This is a genomic window from Myroides sp. C6-3 (assembly GCF_050522425.1).
Taxonomy (GTDB): domain Bacteria; phylum Bacteroidota; class Bacteroidia; order Flavobacteriales; family Flavobacteriaceae; genus Flavobacterium.
This window is the reverse complement of record NZ_JBMVQP010000002.1, coordinates 1-18,485: the sequence shown is the minus strand read 5'-3', so window position 1 is coordinate 18,485 and position 18,485 is coordinate 1. Positions and strand designations below refer to the sequence as shown.

16 protein-coding genes are annotated in these 18,485 nt (G+C 35.4%); 15 read left to right on the top strand and 1 reads right to left on the bottom strand.

Annotated features, from left to right (window positions below):
• Window positions 1–3: 3 nt before the first annotated feature.
• From rpsK to ACPDG9_RS01010, 15 genes are all read left to right on the top strand, one after another.
• Window positions 4–387: a 30S ribosomal protein S11 gene (gene rpsK / locus ACPDG9_RS01080; RefSeq protein ID WP_158962485.1), complete on the top strand. Its 384-nt coding sequence runs from the start codon at window positions 4–6 to the stop codon at window positions 385–387.
• Between the two features lie 85 nt (window positions 388–472).
• On the top strand, window positions 473–1,078 hold the full coding sequence (gene rpsD / locus ACPDG9_RS01075; RefSeq protein WP_430526015.1) for a 30S ribosomal protein S4: 606 nt from the start codon (window positions 473–475) through the stop codon (window positions 1,076–1,078).
• Window positions 1,079–1,103: 25 nt separating this feature from the next.
• The gene (locus ACPDG9_RS01070) at window positions 1,104–2,096 is read left to right on the top strand and encodes a DNA-directed RNA polymerase subunit alpha (protein ID WP_182647120.1); all 993 of its coding nucleotides are present in this window, start codon (window positions 1,104–1,106) and stop codon (window positions 2,094–2,096) included.
• A gap of 33 nt (window positions 2,097–2,129) precedes the next feature.
• Window positions 2,130–2,609 (top strand): 50S ribosomal protein L17, encoded by a 480-nt coding sequence (rplQ, locus tag ACPDG9_RS01065; protein ID WP_430526014.1) that lies wholly within the window; start codon window positions 2,130–2,132, stop codon window positions 2,607–2,609.
• Window positions 2,610–2,713: 104 nt separating this feature from the next.
• A complete protein-coding gene (carA, locus tag ACPDG9_RS01060) occupies window positions 2,714–3,823 on the top strand; it encodes a glutamine-hydrolyzing carbamoyl-phosphate synthase small subunit (RefSeq protein ID WP_430526013.1) in 1,110 nt (369 codons plus the stop codon).
• Between the two features lie 113 nt (window positions 3,824–3,936).
• Window positions 3,937–5,226: a phosphopyruvate hydratase gene (eno, locus tag ACPDG9_RS01055; RefSeq protein ID WP_430526012.1), complete on the top strand. Its 1,290-nt coding sequence runs from the start codon at window positions 3,937–3,939 to the stop codon at window positions 5,224–5,226.
• A 287-nt stretch (window positions 5,227–5,513) separates the two neighbouring features.
• On the top strand, window positions 5,514–6,800 hold the full coding sequence (locus ACPDG9_RS01050) for a citrate synthase (protein ID WP_182647116.1): 1,287 nt from the start codon (window positions 5,514–5,516) through the stop codon (window positions 6,798–6,800).
• Window positions 6,801–6,956: 156 nt separating this feature from the next.
• On the top strand, window positions 6,957–7,871 hold the full coding sequence (locus tag ACPDG9_RS01045) for a dimethylarginine dimethylaminohydrolase family protein (RefSeq protein WP_430526011.1): 915 nt from the start codon (window positions 6,957–6,959) through the stop codon (window positions 7,869–7,871).
• A gap of 10 nt (window positions 7,872–7,881) precedes the next feature.
• Complete coding sequence (gene ctlX / locus ACPDG9_RS01040) at window positions 7,882–8,817, top strand: citrulline utilization hydrolase CtlX (RefSeq protein ID WP_430526010.1); 936 nt, start codon at window positions 7,882–7,884, stop codon at window positions 8,815–8,817.
• A 140-nt stretch (window positions 8,818–8,957) separates the two neighbouring features.
• Window positions 8,958–11,081 carry a TonB-dependent receptor plug domain-containing protein gene (locus ACPDG9_RS01035; RefSeq protein WP_430526009.1) on the top strand — a complete coding sequence of 708 codons (2,124 nt, stop codon included), beginning with the start codon at window positions 8,958–8,960 and terminating at the stop codon, window positions 11,079–11,081.
• Window positions 11,082–11,083: 2 nt separating this feature from the next.
• Window positions 11,084–12,532 (top strand): HmuY family protein, encoded by a 1,449-nt coding sequence (locus ACPDG9_RS01030; RefSeq protein ID WP_430526008.1) that lies wholly within the window; start codon window positions 11,084–11,086, stop codon window positions 12,530–12,532.
• A gap of 242 nt (window positions 12,533–12,774) precedes the next feature.
• A complete protein-coding gene (locus ACPDG9_RS01025) occupies window positions 12,775–13,431 on the top strand; it encodes a class I SAM-dependent methyltransferase (protein WP_430526007.1) in 657 nt (218 codons plus the stop codon).
• A gap of 138 nt (window positions 13,432–13,569) precedes the next feature.
• On the top strand, window positions 13,570–14,136 hold the full coding sequence (gene xpt / locus ACPDG9_RS01020) for a xanthine phosphoribosyltransferase (RefSeq protein WP_430526006.1): 567 nt from the start codon (window positions 13,570–13,572) through the stop codon (window positions 14,134–14,136).
• 150 nt (window positions 14,137–14,286) lie between these two features.
• The gene (locus tag ACPDG9_RS01015) at window positions 14,287–15,294 is read left to right on the top strand and encodes an LLM class flavin-dependent oxidoreductase (RefSeq protein ID WP_430526005.1); all 1,008 of its coding nucleotides are present in this window, start codon (window positions 14,287–14,289) and stop codon (window positions 15,292–15,294) included.
• Between the two features lie 34 nt (window positions 15,295–15,328).
• Window positions 15,329–15,865, top strand: coding sequence for a hypothetical protein (locus tag ACPDG9_RS01010; protein ID WP_430526004.1), 537 nt, complete (start codon window positions 15,329–15,331; stop codon window positions 15,863–15,865).
• 36 nt (window positions 15,866–15,901) lie between these two features.
• Here ACPDG9_RS01010 and ACPDG9_RS01005 read toward each other — a convergent pair whose 3' ends face one another.
• A complete protein-coding gene (locus ACPDG9_RS01005; protein WP_430526003.1) occupies window positions 15,902–18,067 on the bottom strand; it encodes a M3 family metallopeptidase in 2,166 nt (721 codons plus the stop codon).
• Between the last annotated feature and the right edge of the window lie 418 nt (window positions 18,068–18,485).

Below are 18,485 nucleotides of genomic sequence, written 5' to 3'. Positions count from 1 at the left end.
AATATGGCTAAAGCGAATACAAAAAAGCGTAAAGTTGTTGTAGAAACAACAGGTGAAGCTCATATTAATGCAACATTCAACAATATCATTATTTCTTTAACTAACAAGAAAGGTGAAGTAATCTCTTGGTCGTCTGCAGGTAAAATGGGATTCAGAGGTTCTAAAAAGAACACTCCGTATGCTGCTCAGATGGCTGCTGAAGATTGTGGTAGAGTTGCACTAGAGGCAGGATTGAAAAAAGTAAAAGTTTATGTTAAAGGTCCAGGAAACGGAAGAGAATCTGCAATCAGATCTTTACATAACGGTGGAATTGAAGTAACTGAGATTATCGATATTACTCCAATGCCACACAACGGTTGTCGTCCTCCTAAGAGAAGAAGAGTTTAATTTATAGTATAACCAAAGGTAGGATAGATTATCGGAGGAAAGTGACCTGAATTCATAATCCCTACCTTTTTTTTTATTTTGAAAAATGGCAAGATATACTGGTCCACAAACAAAAATCGCTCGTAAATTCGGCGAAGCTATTTTCGGAGATGACAAATCATTCGAAAAAAGAAACTACCCTCCAGGACAGCACGGATTAGCTAAAAAAAGAGCTAAAAAATCTGAATATGCTGTTCAGTTAATGGAGAAACAAAAAGCAAAATACACATACGGTATCTTAGAAAAGCAATTCCGTAATATTTACAAGAAAGCTGCGGCTGCTCGTGGAGTTACTGGTGAGGTATTGATTCAATTGTGTGAATCGAGATTAGATAACGTAGTTTACAGAATGGGAATTGCTCCTTCTCGTAGAGCTGCACGTCAAATAGTTTCTCACAGACATATCACAGTTAACGGTGAAGTAGTGAATATTCCTTCTTACCAATTAAAAGCTGGTGATAAAGTTGCTGTTCGTGAAAAATCTAAATCTTTAGAAGTTATCGAACGTTCGTTATCTAATTCTAGTTCTGTTTATGAGTGGATTACTTGGAATCCTGAAACTTTAGAAGGTACTTTCGTTGCTGTACCTCAAAGACTTCAAGTTCCAGAAAACATCAAAGAACAGTTAATCGTAGAGTTGTACAACAAATAATAATTGACATTCAGTCGAAACAAATATGGCAATATTTAATTTTCAAAAGCCCGATAAAGTTATCATGATTGATTCGACCGATTTTAGAGGTAAATTCGAATTTAGACCTTTAGAACCGGGATATGGATTGACTATTGGTAATGCATTGAGAAGAGTACTTCTGTCTTCGTTAGAGGGGTATGCTATTACTTCAGTACGTATCGAAGGAGTTGATCACGAGTTTTCTACCATCGCTGGTGTTGTTGAGGATGTTACTGAAATTATCCTTAACCTTAAGCAAGTGCGTTTCAAACGTCAGGTAGAAGATGTAGATAATGAATCTGTAAGTATCACTTTTTCAGGGAAAGAACAAATGACTGCTGGTGATTTCCAGAAGTTCATCTCTAATTTCCAAGTATTAAATCCGGAGTTAGTTATCTTCAATTGCGAAAGCAGTGTAAGTATTACAATGGATTTAACAATCGAAAAGGGTAGAGGTTACGTTGCTGCAGAGGAGAATAGAAAACCTAATGCACCAATCGGAACAATCTTCACAGACTCGATTTATACTCCAGTTAAGAACGTTAAGTATGCTATAGAAAATTACCGTGTGGAGCAAAAAACAGACTATGAAAAGTTGGTTTTTGATATCATTACAGACGGTTCTATTCATCCAAAAGACGCCTTAACAGAAGCAGCTAAAACATTGATTCATCATTTTATGCTGTTCTCAGACGAGAGAATTACTTTAGAGGCTGATGAAATTGCTCAAACTGAATCATACGATGAAGAATCATTGCATATGAGACAGCTTCTAAAAACTAAATTGGTAGATTTAGATCTTTCAGTTCGAGCGTTAAATTGTTTAAAGGCGGCTGAAGTAGATACATTAGGAGATTTAGTATCTTTTAACAAAAACGATTTGATGAAATTCAGAAACTTCGGTAAGAAGTCTCTTTCTGAATTAGAAGAATTAGTAGCTGTGAAAGGATTAAATTTTGGTATGGATCTATCAAAATACAAATTAGATAAAGAATAATCTAGACCGCTAAAGTCTAAATTCGATAACGCAATGAGACACGGAAAAAAAATAAATCACTTAGGTAGAAAAGCTGGACATAGAAATTCTATGTTAGCTAATATGGCTTGTTCTTTAATTGAGCACAAGCGTATCAATACTACTGTAGCTAAAGCAAAAGCATTAAAACAATATATCGAACCATTAGTAACTAAAGCTAAAACTGACGATACGCATAATCGTCGTGTTGTGTTCTCTTACTTGAGAAGCAAAGAAGCTGTTACAGAATTGTTCAGAGAAGTTGCTCAAAAAGTAGGTGACCGTCCAGGAGGATACACTCGTATCATCAAGTTAGGTAACCGTTTAGGGGATAACGCAGATATGGCTATGATTGAATTCGTTGACTTCAACGAAATTTACAATGTAGCGAAGAAAGAAGCGAAGAAATCGACTCGTAGAGGGAAGAAGAAAGCTGAAACTGTTGACGCTCCTCAAGCTGAAGCTGCTACAACTGAAACAGAAACAAATGAATAATAACTATTCATTATATATGTTTTCATTATAAAATTAAAAGGACATTCTTTTTAGAATGTCCTTTTTTTTGCTTTATTTTTGCATCACTACAATACAACTTACACATGGAATATAAAAGAAAAGAAGACGGTATCATTGTTTTAGCAGATGGCACCGTTTTTTATGGGAAATCAATTGGTATTAAAGGAACAGCTTTTGGTGAAATCTGTTTTAATACCGGAATGACAGGGTATCAAGAAGTATTTACTGATCCGTCTTATTATGGACAGATTATGCTTGCTACTAATCCTCATATTGGTAACTACGGCGTTAATGCAGACGAAGTTGATTCTGATGGTATTAAAATCGCTGGATTAGTATGTAAGAACTTTAGTTATGAATTCTCACGTCCAGATGCGGATGGTAGTTTATATGACTATTTTGATGCGCATCAATTGGTAGCTATTTCCGACGTTGATACACGTGCTTTAACTGCTTATATCAGAGACAATGGTGCTATGAATGCAGTTTTAAGTACCGATGGAAAAACGGTAGAAGAGCTAAAAGCTTTGTTGAAAGAAGTTCCATCGATGGAAGGTTTAGAGCTTTCTTCTCTAGTTTCTACTAAAGAACCTTATTTCTACGGTAACCCAGAAGCTACCTATCGCGTTTCGGTATTAGACTTGGGAATCAAAACCAATATTTTACGCTGTTTAGCTGAACGTGACTGTTACGTGAAAGTTTTTCCTTATGATAGTTCTTACGAAGATTTACTTTCGTTCGATCCAGCTGGTATTTTCTTATCAAACGGACCTGGGGATCCACAAGCATTAGCAGCTAAAGGAGTTTTAACGGTTGTCAAACAAGTTGTAGATGGAGCATTGCCTGTATTTGGTATTTGTTTAGGACACCAATTAATCTGTTTGTCACAAGGTGTAGGTACATATAAAATGTTTAGTGGACATAGAGGTGTAAACCACCCAGTATTGAATGTATTAACGGGGAAAGGTGAGATTACATCACAAAACCACGGATTCGCTGTAATTAAAGAGGCGTTGACGAATCATCCGACGTTAGAAATTTCGCATTTACACTTGAATGATCAAACTGTTGCAGGAGTGCGTATGAAAAACAAGGCTGTTTTCTCTGTACAATACCACCCAGAATCTAGCCCTGGACCACACGATTCAAGATATCTATTCGACGATTTTGTTGCGAATATGAGTAAAAAATAAAAAGCTTACTCGCTGTAGTAAAAAGCTTTGAAAAAGTATAAATACACAACACAATGGACGATAAACTGACACTACATTAGCATATCATCCAATTATTAACACACACTTTGATTATGAGTACAATTTTAAGCGTTCACGCACGTCAAATTTTAGATTCTAGAGGTAATCCAACTGTTGAAGTTGATGTAATTACTAGTAATGGTAGTTTAGGTAGAGCTGCTGTTCCATCAGGAGCATCTACAGGAGAACACGAAGCTGTCGAACTAAGAGATGGTGGACAAGCTTTTATGGGTAAAGGCGTTTTGAAAGCTGTTGAGAATGTAAATACAGTTATTGCTGAAAATATTGTAGGATTAAGCGTATTCGAACAAAACTATATCGATCAATTAATGATTGATTTAGATGGTACGCCGAATAAAGGAAATTTAGGAGCAAACGCTATTCTAGGTGTTTCATTAGCAGTTGCAAAAGCAGCAGCGGAAGAATTAGGAATGCCTTTGTATCGCTATGTAGGAGGAGTTTCTGCTAATACGTTACCTGTTCCAATGATGAATATCATTAATGGAGGATCTCACTCTGATGCACCTATCGCTTTTCAAGAGTTCATGATTATGCCTGTGAAAGCAATCACTTTCTCACATGCTATGCAAATGGGGACGGAAATTTTCCATCACTTGAAAAAAGTATTGCACGACAGACAATTAAGTACAGCTGTTGGTGATGAAGGGGGATTTGCACCAACGTTGAAAGGAACCGAAGATGCATTAGATTCAATCAAAGTAGCAGTTGAAAACGCGGGATACCGTTTTGGAGATGAAATTATGCTAGCTTTAGACTGCGCAGCTTCTGAATTTTATGTAAACGGTGCGTACGATTATACAAAATTTGAGGGTGATTTAGGAAAAGTTCGCACTTCACAAGAGCAAGCAGACTATTTAGCGGAATTAGCTGCTAAGTATCCTATTATCTCTATTGAAGATGGTATGCATGAAGATGACTGGGAAGGTTGGAAATACCTAACAGATAAAATTGGAACCACTGTACAATTAGTTGGAGATGATTTATTCGTTACGAATGTTACGCGTCTAGAAAGAGGAATCAAAGAAGGTATTGGTAACTCTATCCTTATTAAAGTAAATCAAATCGGAACCTTAACAGAGACAATTGCAGCGGTTAACATGGCGAAAAACGCTGGATTTACTTCTGTAATGTCGCACCGTTCTGGAGAAACAGAAGACAGTACAATCGCTGATTTGGCTGTAGCATTGAATTGCGGACAAATTAAAACAGGTTCTGCTTCGCGTTCAGATCGTATGGCAAAATACAATCAATTGCTTCGTATTGAGGAAGAATTAGGCGATGTTGCTTATTATCCACAAGAGAAAGCTTTTAAAATAATGTAATTTTATCATTTTGATAAAAAAGCCTCAACTTATTAAGTTGAGGCTTTTTTTGTAAAAAATATGATTATTTATTATTTTTTTAATAGTATATTGTAGATTGAAATATAATTGTTTATAACAAGATATCTTTCTAGAAATTGTGTCGAAAATGTTGTGAATCAATGATTATTATTAGCTTTTATAGCTTGTATGTAAGCATAATATTTCATATCTTTCCAACTGCAAAAAACATTTTAGGATGTTTTAATTATAGAAATAAAAAGTAAAGAAAAATAAAAAATAACAATATGTCTAAAACAGCTTTTATAGAAGTTGATGGTCAAAGACACGAACTACCAGTATTAGTTGGTACTGAAAACGAAGTAGCAATTGATATCTTAAAATTACGTGCATTAACAGGGGCTATCACTTTAGATCCAGGATATAAAAATTCTGGTTCATGCCAAAGTGCAATTACTTTCTTAGATGGGGAACAAGGAATTTTAAGATATAGAGGCTATTCAATCGAGGACCTTGCTGCTAAATCTAACTTTTTAGAAGTTTCTTATTTGATTATTTTCGGTGAGTTACCAACGCAAGAGCAAATAACTCAGTTTGAAAAGGATATTCGCAAATATTCGTTAGTAAACGAAGAAATGAAGAATATCATTGACGGTTTCCCTAAAACAGCTCACCCAATGGGAGTGTTAGCTTCTTTGACAAGTGCTTTAACTGCTTTTAATCCAAAAGTAGTTGATGCAGAATGTGAAAAGAGCCTATACGAGGCTGTTTGTAAAACAATGAGCAAGTTCTTAGTTATCGCAACTTGGACATATAGAAAAGCAAAAGGATATCCTTTAAATTACTACAATAACACAAAAAGCTATGTAGATAATTTCTTGAATTTGATGTTTGCTTTACCTACAGAGCCTTATGAAATTGATCCTATTATCAAGAATGCAATTGATAAATTGTTCATCTTGCACGCAGATCACGAACAAAACTGTTCGACTGCTACTGTAAGAATGGTAGGTTCTTCTCATGCTGGTTTATTCGCTTCTATCTCTGCTGGTGTTTCTGCACTTTGGGGACCTCTTCATGGAGGTGCTAACCAAGCTGTATTGGAAATGTTGGAAGCTATCCAAAATGATGGTGGAGATGTTGAGAAATACATTAACAAAGCAAAAGATAAAGATGATCCATTCCGTTTAATGGGATTCGGTCACCGCGTATACAAAAACTTCGATCCAAGAGCGCGTATCATTAAGAAAGCAGCGGATGAAGTATTAGCAAAATTAGGAGTAGATGATCCTGTTCTTGATATTGCTAAACAATTAGAAGCAGCAGCATTAAAAGATCCGTACTTCGTAGATCGTCATTTATATCCAAACGTAGATTTCTACTCTGGAATTATCTACAGAGCTTTAGGTATCCCAACAGAAATGTTTACCGTGATGTTCGCTATCGGTCGTTTACCTGGATGGATCGCTCAGTGGAAAGAAATGAGAATCAACAAAGAACCAATTGGACGTCCACGTCAATTATACGTAGGAGAGGCTTTGAGAGAATTTGTTCCAATGAACGAAAGAAAGTAATTTTCTGTTCAGTATAAGATAAAAAAAGGAAATGAGCTTTGCTCATTTCCTTTTTTTGTTAGCCCTCTCATCTTCTCATTAACCCAAAAAACAAAAAGCTAAAAAACAAACACCAATCAAAAGGGGTTTTACTATATTTGTACAAAATGAAACTATATGTTACAAGTAAATGTAAAAAATGAAACTTCTCGCTTGCGGGCTGTGGTCCTAGGCACTGCCGTTAGTAATGGACCCACACCTACGATTGAAGAAGCCTATGATCCTAAATCATTAGAGCATATTAAAGCAGGAACATATCCTATTGAAGCAGATATGGTACGCGAAATGGACGCCTTTAATCAAGTTTTTGAAAAATACAACGTAAAGGTATTTCGACCTGAAATCATTGAAGATTACAATCAAATTTTTACTCGAGACATTGGATTCGTTATTGATAATAAATTTATCAAAGCCAATATACTTCCCGATCGAGACAGAGAATTAGCTGCTATAAACTACGTTTTAGAACAAATAAATCCCAGCGATATTATATCCGCACCAGAGGAAATGCATTTCGAAGGTGGTGATGTAATGTTGTGGAATGATCATATCTTTATTGGATCCTATAAACGACCTGATTATCGTAACTATATTACTGCTCGTACGAATGAACTAGGCGTTGAATTTATTCGTGAGTTGTTTCCTAATAAAACAATCAAGAGTTTTGATTTAGTGAAGTCAAAAGTGGAACCAAGAGATAATGCTTTACACTTAGATTGTTGTTTTCAACCCGTGGGAGTTGATAAAGCAATCATTTATAAAGGAGGTTTCTATGATGAAAAGGAATATCAATATTTAGTGGACATCTTTGGAGAAGATAACTTATTCCAAATTACAAGAGAGGAAATGTATCACATGAATTCAAATATTTTCTCTATCGCACCTGATGTTGTTGTTTCTGAAAGAAACTTCACGCGCTTAAATAATTGGTTGAGAAGTCACAATATAACTGTAGAAGAAATTCCTTATGCCGAAATTGCGAAACAAGAAGGCTTATTGAGATGTTCTACTTTACCTTTAATAAGAGATTAATTTGAATAGTATGAAACAGATAACAAATAATATTCTGATGATTCGCCCGGTTGCTTTTCGCATGAATGAGCAAACTGCAGTGAATAACTACTACCAAAAGGTACTGGATAATTTGACACCAGCAACAGTAAATGCAAAGGCACAACAAGAATTTGACACCTTTGTTGAAAAATTACGCGCTGTCGGTGTACATGTTACCGTAGTTGATGATACCGTAGATCCAGATACGCCAGATAGTATTTTTCCAAATAACTGGATTTCTTTTCACGAATCAGGAGAAGTAGTTCTATATCCAATGTTCGCTGAAAACAGACGTTTAGAGCGAAGAGAAGATCTATTAGATATTCTTGAGGAACAAGGTTTTGTGATCACTGATATTTGGGATTATACTTCAGCGGAAGAAGATGACTTGTTCTTGGAGGGAACAGGGAACTTATTGCTAGATAGAACCAATGAAATTGCTTACTGTGCTTTGTCGCCTCGTGCAGATGAAGGATTAGTTATCGAGTTTTGTGAAGATTTCGAAATGAATCCTGTGATTTTTGAAGCCTTTCAAACGGTTGATGGAGAACGTAAAAATATTTATCACACCAATGTAATGATGTGCTTAGGGGATACCTTTGCTGTTATTTGTGCTGATACAATTGACGATAAGCAAGAGCGAAAGATTGTTTTGAATCACTTAAAAGAATCAGGAAAGGAAGTAGTACTGATTACAGAAGACCAAGTGAATAACTTCGCTGGTAATATGTTGCAAGTATTAGGTGCAAATGATCAAAAATACGTAGTCATGTCTACACAAGCTTTTAATAGCTTAACAGACGGACAAATTAAAACACTTGAAAAACATGCAACAATCCTACATAGTAGTTTGGATACTATTGAAGCATGTGGAGGCGGAAGTGCAAGATGTATGATGGCAGAAGTGTTTTTACCTAAAAACTAGAAGCTCAAAGTATAACATAAAAGCGAAGTGAAAAACTTCGCTTTTTTTTATAAAAATATATTATTTAAAATGAGTTTAAATAATATATTTTCTTATCTTTGCAATTAAGAATCTATCTAAATAAAAGACTTTACATATAAATGAAACGTTCACTACTGCTTGCAACAGGTACCTTACTCACGTTAAGTTCGACTGTCGTTGCTCAAATAAATGATACGATCAAAGAGCCGGAACAAAAATTGGAAGAAATTGTTATTTCAGGTCAATATAATCCGCAGTCCATCAATAAAGCTGTAAATAATGTTACGATACTAAATAGACAGCGAATTGAGAACTTAGGAGCGGTTACTTTAGCTGATGCATTAAATCAAGTAATGAATATTTCTATTCTACCCAATGCCACGACGGGCCGTTCTACTGTTAAAATGTTTGGTTTAGATGCTCAATATTTTACCATTCTTATCGATAATGTCCCTATGATTTCTGATGAAGGGTTTGGTAATAATACTGATTTAACCCAAATCAACTTAGATGATATTGAACAAATTGAAATTGTGGAAGGTGCAATGGGCGTAGACTATGGTGCTAATGCAGTAACGGGAATTATCAATATCATTACGAAGAAGAATAATATCAATGATTGGAATGTAAACTTTTTCGTACAAGAGGAAACCGTTGGAAGTGAGTATGACTGGAAAAACAAAGGAAAGCATATTCAAGGGATTACTATGGGACACAATATTAATGACAACTTATATGCAAGTGTTTCCTATACACATACCGACTTTAAAGGATGGTATGACCAAAGAAAAGGACATACATATTATGGTGATGAGCCGAAGAGGGGACATGAATGGTTACCTAAAAACCAAAACAACGTCAAAGGTTTTTTAAACTATCACAAGAATTCATATCGCGTTTACTATAAGTTTGAATTCTTCGACGAACGCATGAAAGACTATGCCAAGTTGTTTAATATAAATGAAGATCCCGTTTTTGAAACAATCAATCCCGTAGCTAATGATCGCATTTTGAATACGAAGCGTTGGTCTAATGTTTTGAATACTTCAGGGAAGTTAGAAGATTTGTTTCAATTTGATTTATCCTTTTCTTACCAAAAACAGGAAAGAGAAACAGATAAGTACAGATACCGCATTATGTACGATGAAAAATACGATAAAAGTTCATTTAAAAGTGAAAGTAGAGAAGTATTCTTTTCTAGAGGAACATTTAGTGATTTTATTCAATTAGAAAAAGCAAAGTTTCAAGTTGGATATGAAGTAGCGTACACGAACGGATATTCTGCAATGTCTGAACAATTAGCAGAGAACCCAACGAAAAAAGCATTGGGAAGCTATGATTTTTACGCTTCTTCTGAGATCAATGTTTTTCCAAGATTAATGGTTCGTCCAGGGTACCGTTTGATGACTTCCAATACATTTGATAGTCAACATGCATTGAGTTTAGTCTTGAAATATGTGCTTCCTGGTGATTATGAAATTAGAGGAACAGTCGGAACATCGCCTCGTTTGCCAAATTACGAAGAACTCTATACGTATTTTGTCGACGTCAATCACGATCTACAAGGAAATGAAAACCTAAATCCAGAAAAGGGAAAGACAGCCTTTTTAAATTTTAAAAAGACCTTTATCCTAGGAGATAATATGGAATTGAGCAATAGCTTAACAGGACGTTATCTTGAAGTGACAGATAAAATCGATTTGATAGAATTGATTAATCCAGAAGGATTGAAGTTTGTTTATGAAAATACAGATAAGTATAGAAATATAGGAGCAACTTTTTTAAGTCAATTGAGTTGGAATTCTTTCGACTTTGGTCTTGGTTTTACCATGTCAGGGGTGTCTCAGGAAATTTATCAAGCTCCAAAAGGAACGGATAAGTTCTTATATACACCTGAAGTTACTGCCAATGTTAATTATCGTTTAGCTAAAACAGGTACAAACTTCTCTTTGTATTATAAGTTTAATGGAGAAGAAGAGCGATATAAAAAAGGATCAGATGAATTTGGAGAGTACTATGTTAAAGGAAAGCAAGAAAGTTACTCGTGGTTAGACTTTAGTGTAAGACAACCGTTCTTTAAAAATATGTTGTACGCCACCGTTGGTGTGAGAAATTTATTCGACATTAAAGATATACGCTCAACAACGAGTGGAGCTACAGGACACTCAGGAGGTTCTACTTCAAATCCCATTGGATATGGAACGAGCTTCTTTTTTAAATTACAATATAAATTAGGATTTTAATTATGAAGAATTTTAGATTAGGAAAACTTGTTATTGCAATTGTTGCACTTGTTTTTTTCAGCTCGTGTGAGAAAGATTCTACTAATGGGAATAACAGTATCCGTGATTTTATTGTAGCTTTTGATGATCCATCCATTCCTTATAGAGAGATTGAAACATCAAGAGAAGTAGAATTGGTTTTTTCTGAAATTGCTCAAGGAGATGGAACTATTGAGTTACAAGTTAGTCCTAGTAAAGCAATATACGGCGTTGATTTTTCAACAGTACCCGCAACAGTAGATCATAAATTGATTGTACCGATTGTGAAAGGAACAAAAAGCACAACATTTACATTTGAAAATTTGATCTTCCCTTATGATAGAATGGACAAAACAATTCAGTTTACTATTGTAAAAGTGAATTATGATGTGAAGACTCCTAAAATTCAGGGTTATAATGTCATGATGATTAGTTTTGATACTTCTTTAGGGGGTATTATGACACCGAATGTAGGAGGACCTACTCAACCCAATCAAGTTTATGTTGATTTAGGTGGAAAAGCAATGTACGAAGTAAAGCGCAACTCGTGGGATCTAGCTTTTGATAGCAGTGATGAATTTAGAGTGCGTCTAAATGGTTCTGTTTATATGGCAGCGGGAATAATCAAAGGTGCAAACTCAATTGATGACGTTCGCGATGACAGTGCTATTCAAGCCATGAAAAACTTAGTAAAGATTGGTACATTCGATCCGTTAAACCTGGAGTATATTGATGATCCTTCAGGCGACCCAAACAAAACGGCTATTCACAAGATCTCTGATGTAGATGCTAACAATAAGGTGTATTTGGTGAATATGGGCTTTGATCCAGGGACGGATGCGGTAGAACCAGGATCAGTTTTGGTTACTGGAAAAGAGCGTGGATGGAAAAAAATTAGAATTCTAAAGCGTTCAGGTGGATATTTGTTGCAATATGCAGATCTTAATGAAAGTACACACAAAGAAGTACTGATCGCTAAAACAACAGGTTTTAATTTTACGTTCTTTAGTTTTAATACCAATAGCGTTGTTCAAGTAGAACCAAGTAAAACGAAATGGGATTTGAACTTTACGGTATTTACCAATAAAGTCGATCAAGCTGGTGATCCAAAAGGATCATATGGGTATTCAGATTTTATTGTTCAGAATAGCTATGGAGGTGTAAAAGCGTATCAAGTAACAATCCCAGCAGGGGATAAAAATTTTTATAAAGCATATAATTTGCAAAATGTAGAGGAAAACTTGTTGTCTAGTGATTTTACCATCATTGGAGGAACATGGAGGGAAGTGGCTAACGCAAAAGTCTTGTATAAAAATGTTTTCTATGTTATTAAAGATGCAAAAGGACATTATTATAAAATGAGAATGTTAGATTTCTTCAATGAAAAAGGTGATAGAGGATATCCGAAATTCGAATACGCCTTGTTGAGATAAAAGATAGTTAAGAGTATATAGAGATAGTTGTCGCACTCTATATGTTGAATTCAATCGAATGGCAAATAGCTTTTTGTATTTGTTCTTTATTGAGTTGTTAGTTTATTTTTGTTAGGAAAACCCCGAAATAGCATTTCGGGGTTTTTCGTTCTTTCTTTCCGCGCTTTCAGCTTGAAAAATAAACTAGCGTAATATTATGTAGATTTATTCTAAATAGTTATATTTGAGCAAAATTAGAAGGAATGAGTATGTTAGATTTAAATGATGTTGCAAATCAATTGCGATGTCCTTCAGGACAGGCAGGTGAAGAGTTGGCTGAAATGATGTTTAAATCAAATAGCAATATGATTTACAAAACAGTAGATCGTTTGCAGCTTGATCAAAAGGATGCTGTTTTAGAAATTGGATTTGGAAGTGCTAAACACTTACCCTATATCTTTTCCGCTGCTAAAAACATAAGATATCACGGAGTAGAAATTTCTCCCTTGATGATGGAAATGGCAGCTAAAGTGAAAGAATCGCTCGAACAAGAGCAAATAGAATTAACACTTACGGGAGAATTGAATTCACTTCCTTATTCAGATAAAGCTTTTAATCATTGTTTTTCGGTAAATACAGTTTATTTTTGGAGTGATCCAGTGAAGTATTTTACAGAGATTTACCGTGTTTTAAAACCTGGAGGAAGTATTGCTCTTTCTTATATACGTGAAGATTTTGCCCAAGAACAACCCTTTGCGAAAGAAGACGTTTTTCATTTTTATAGGACAGAGTGGTTAATTCGCATCCTAACGAATATCGGTTATAGTCACGTAGAACGTTGGCAGTATATTGAAAATACATTCGATAAATTGGGTAATAAAGTAATTCGCCCTTTTGTCGTACTAAAGGGAAAGAAATAAAACGTACGTGTTCAATTTGTAAAAGAATGCGAGAGGGAATTTTGTAAAGCTCTAGCGATTATTTTACCTTCGCAATAGATACCAAAAAGGAGATTCAACACAATCTCCTTTATTTATTCATAGACAATACACAAGAGAATGGAATTATTACGTCAACGTATTCTTCAAGACGGAAGGTGTTTTGAAGGGGGAATTTTAAAAGTAGATAGCTTTATTAATCACCAAATGGATCCTGTTTTAATGAAGTCCATTGGCGTAGAATTTGTTCGCCGTTTCGCCTCAACTAAGGTGAATAAAATTATGACTATCGAAGCAAGTGGGATTGCACCAGCGATTATGACGGGCTACTTACTCAATCTTCCTGTGGTATTTGCAAAGAAGAAAAAGCCGAGTACCATGGATAATATCTTGCATACGCAAATACATTCGTTCACCAAAGACAGAACATACGATGTAGTAATTAGCAATGATTTCTTGACACCAGAAGACAATGTATTATTTGTTGATGACTTCTTAGCGTATGGGAATGCAGCAGTAGGAGTGTTGGATTTGATTGAGCAAGCAGGAGCAAATTTAGTTGGAATGGGATTTATTATTGAAAAAGCTTTCCAACAGGGAAGAACATTATTAGAAGAAAAAGGCGTGCGCGTTGAGTCTTTAGCGATTATTGATGATCTTTCGAATTGTACCATAACGATCCGATAAAAAATATAGCCCATTCCTTCGAATGGGCTTTTTCGTACAATGAATATCCTGTATTTCTACAAATGTTAAACATATCTAGAGGATTAGTGTTTTCTTTTTTTATTGATTACTTTAATTGCTTACAATAATTATTTTACAACTATAGGTAATATGACTAAAAATATAGCTTACTCTTTCTTGGATCTTGCTGTAATTGGAGCAAATAAATCAACGAAAGAGACGTTAAACAATGTGTTGGCTACTGCTCAACATGCCGAAGATTTAGAGTATAATCGGTTTTGGTTAGCGGAACACCACAATATGCCTCATATAGCAAGTTCTGCTACGGCAGTTTTAATTGGATACGTTGCGGGTGGTACAACTAAAATTCGCGTGGGTTCGGGGGGAATTATGTTGCCTAATCATCCACCCTTGGTTATAGCGGAACAATTTGGAACGTTAGAATCGCTTTATCCTCATCGAATAGATTTAGGGTTGGGAAGAGCACCAGGAACGGATCAGTTAACCGCAATGGCTCTTAGGCGAAATGATGTGCAAAGTGCTAGTTTTTTTCCACAGCAGATACAAGAACTCAAAACATTTTTTAGTGCAACTAATGCCGAAGCAAAAGTAAGGGCTTTTCCTGGAGAAGGCTTAGCTATCCCTTTTTGGATTTTAGGTTCAAGTACTGATAGCGCTTATTTAGCGGCAGAGTTGGGACTCCCTTACGCCTTTGCGAGTCATTTTGCTCCTGATCAGATCCAAATGGCAGGAAGAATTTACAAGAATAACTTTAAACCTTCTACTCAGTTGAGTCAACCGTATTTTATGCCCTGTGTCAATGCTATTTTAGCTGATTCAACACATGAAGCAGAACAATTGGCCACTTCTTTTTATCGCATGTTCTTGGGAATTATTCGCAATGACAGAAAACCATTACAACCTCCGATTGATTCCATGCAAGGTATATGGAACGTACAAGAAGAAGCTGCAGTTTACAATATGACAGCGTGCTCCTTTATAGGGACAAAAGAAGAGCTACTACCTGAACTCAATCGTTTTTGTGAAGTACTCGAAGTAGATGAATTAATGATTACTACGCCGATTTATGACTATGATAAACGAAAATACAGTATGAAGTTGTTTTCAGAGGTTATGAAAGAATTGGAACAGTCGTAATTTTGTACGTATTTTGTTGTTTAAAGATATGGATATGAAAAAAATTGGAAGTTTATTACTCCTTTTAGTTATACTTGTCGGGTGTAATCGCAAATCTGCGTATACGGAAATTGTACATGAAGATACATTTCGTGTAGAAGTACCTAGTACAATGAAGAAAACACGAGGATTGAATGGTGAAGCAACTCTTCAATTGCAAAACGTTCAAGATGAACTTTATTTGATTGTAATTAAAGAAAATAAAAGGGAAATCGATGAGTTGTTTCATTCGGAAGGCGATGGCGGAATGGTATTTCAACAGTTTTCAGAAGCGACGTTAGCGTATCTGACCTCTACTTTGGATCAGTTAGAGCCAAGTGAATTAAAACTGACAGAAAGCACAATCCATAATTTACCAGCAAAAACTGTTGATTTTACTGCGAGAATCGGAGGATTAGATGTTTATTATAAATTCTCTGCTTTTCAGGGGAAAGAAAATTACTATCAGATATTGACTTGGACTTTGAAAGAATACAAAGACAAGAACCAAGAAGATATGAATAAAATGAGCAATAGCTTTAAAGAAGTATAAAAAAAAGTCTGAGCCAATTCGCTCAGACTTTTTTATTTAGATTTTAGCATCTAGTTTCGTCTTGTTTTTAAATGTGGATTGTTGATCAAATCCCTTCATTTTTAAATAAGCATCAATAGTTGCATCTTTTCCTCTAAACTCGCGATACATGGCATCAGATGGTTTAGTGTTTCCTTGGGATAAAATTTTATCTCTGAAAATTTGTCCGTTTTCACGAGTCATACCACCATGTTCTAACAACCATTGAAAAGCATCGTTGTCTAGTGTTTCTGCCCAAGTGTACGAATAATAACCTGCTGCATATCCACCGCCAAATACGTGATTAAAAAACGTAGAGCGATATCTTGGAGGAACGGTAGCCAAATTAATGCCATATTTTGCTAAAGCTTGTTGTTCAAAGGTAGCAACATCCTTAATCTCTGTAGTGGAGGAAATCGTGTGCCACTCCATATCTAATAGAGAAGCGCTTAAAATTTCTGTCAAACCGTACCCAATATTAAAGTTTTGAGCAGCTTTCATTTTAGCAATTAAACTTTCAGGAATAACCTCTCCTGTTTTGTAATGTTTTGCATAGTTGGTTAAGACTTCTGGTAAAAAGGCAAAATGTTCGTGGAACTGTGAAGGTAATTCAACAAAATCACGTGAAACACTAGTTCCTGCAACAGAAGGATAGGTTACATCAGATAAGAATCCGTGTAAACCATGTCCAAATTCATGGAACATCGTGATTACTTCATCTGGAGATAAAAGAGTAGGTTGTCCTGCAGCTGGTTTTTGGTAGTTACAAACGTTGTATACTACTGGAGCTTGGTTTAATAATTTGGATTGTGTAACGATATTGCTCATCCAAGCGCCACCACGCTTAGATTCACGAGCGTAAAAATCTACATAAAATAAACCAATTGGACTTTTGTCTTCATTGAAGATTTCAAATACGCGTACATCCTCTTGCCAAACGGGAATGTCTTTGCGCTCTTGGAAGGTAATACCATATAGTTTCTCAGCCATATAGAATACCCCATGCTCTAAAACAGCGTCCATTTCAAAATAAGGTTTTACCTCATTTAGGTTTAAAGCGTATTTTTCCTCTCTGATCTTCTCTGCATAATAATCCCAATCAGCAGCAGTTAACGTAAAAGGGTCCGCCTCTTTATTGATTAAATCTTGAATCTCTTTGGCCTCTTGATTTGCTGCACCTACAGCATACGGACTTAATTGATCCATTAATTTTTTTGCCTGGTCAGGTTTGTTGGCCATACTGCCTTGCAAACTCCACTCTGCATAATTCTTGTATCCTAGCAATTCTGCTTTTTCCGCTCTTTTCTTCGCAATGGCAATGACTGTTGCTCTTGTGTCGTTGTCATCTTCTTTTTCTGTACGACTCCAACCAGCATCAAAAAGTTTTTTACGTGATTCCTTGTTGTTTAAAGACGCTGCAAGAGGTTGTTGTGTTGTGTTGTTTAATGGAATCAGATAGGTACCATCTGTTTGTTTGAAGGCTTCTAGTTCAGATTCACTTAGACCATCTAACTCTTCTTTTGTAAATACAACACTTCCTGATTTAGTAGCAGCTAAAAGTTGATCGCCAAATTTAGTTGTAAGTGAAGCTAAATCTTGGTTTATTCCTTTTAATGTTTCTTTTTGCTCAGATTTTAAGTTTGCTCCTGAACGGACAAACTCTTGATAATATACATCAAGTACACGTGCTTGTTCACTAGATAATCCTAAGGTTGCCTGAGTATCGTGTAATTGTTTTACTTTTTGAAATAAAGCATCATTTAGATAAATGGCATCATTATGTGCTGCAAACTTTGGAGATAATTCTTGATTAATCGCTTTGATTTCATCATTAGTATGTGCGCCAACTAATAAATGAAAGACAGAACTAACACGATTTAATAAGGTGCTGGATTTTTCTAATTCTACAATGGTGTTCTCAAAAGTAGGCGCCTCTGTATTGCTTGTGATCTTATCAATAGCCTCTACTTGACGACGCATTCCCTCTAAAATGGCAGGTTTAAAATCTTTATTTTTAATTTTATCAAAGTCTGCAGTTTGATAAGGGAGTGTACTGTCAGCAAAAAAAGCATTGTTCTCATCCCAGTTTGGATTAGCGTCTGCTTGATCTGAATTTTGCTTACACGAAACACTAAATAAAGTAATACCTGTAAGGGTACCTACGATAGCTTTTTTCACGTACATAATAATTAAGGTTTAAAATAAATGAAGCTCAAAGATAGAAATATATTGTGAGGTTGTTTGTTGTAGCGATTATCGTTTAAAGAGAATACTTCCTTATTATAGAAAAAACTACCGATACCTCCTAACAGATCACAGATCACTTTTTGTAGTTCGTTGTAGAGATTATCGTTTAAAGAGAACACCTCCTTATTTTAGAAAAATTGACCGATACCTCCTAACAGATCACGGATCACTTTTTGTTGTTCGTCGTTTGTTGTAGCGATTATCGTTTAAAGGGAACACTTCCTTATTTCAGAAAAATTGACCGATACCTCCTAACAGATCACAGATCACTTTTTGTCGTTCGTTGTAGCGATTATTATTTAAAGAGCACACCTTTCTTATTTCAGAAAAATTGACCGATACCTCCTAACAGATC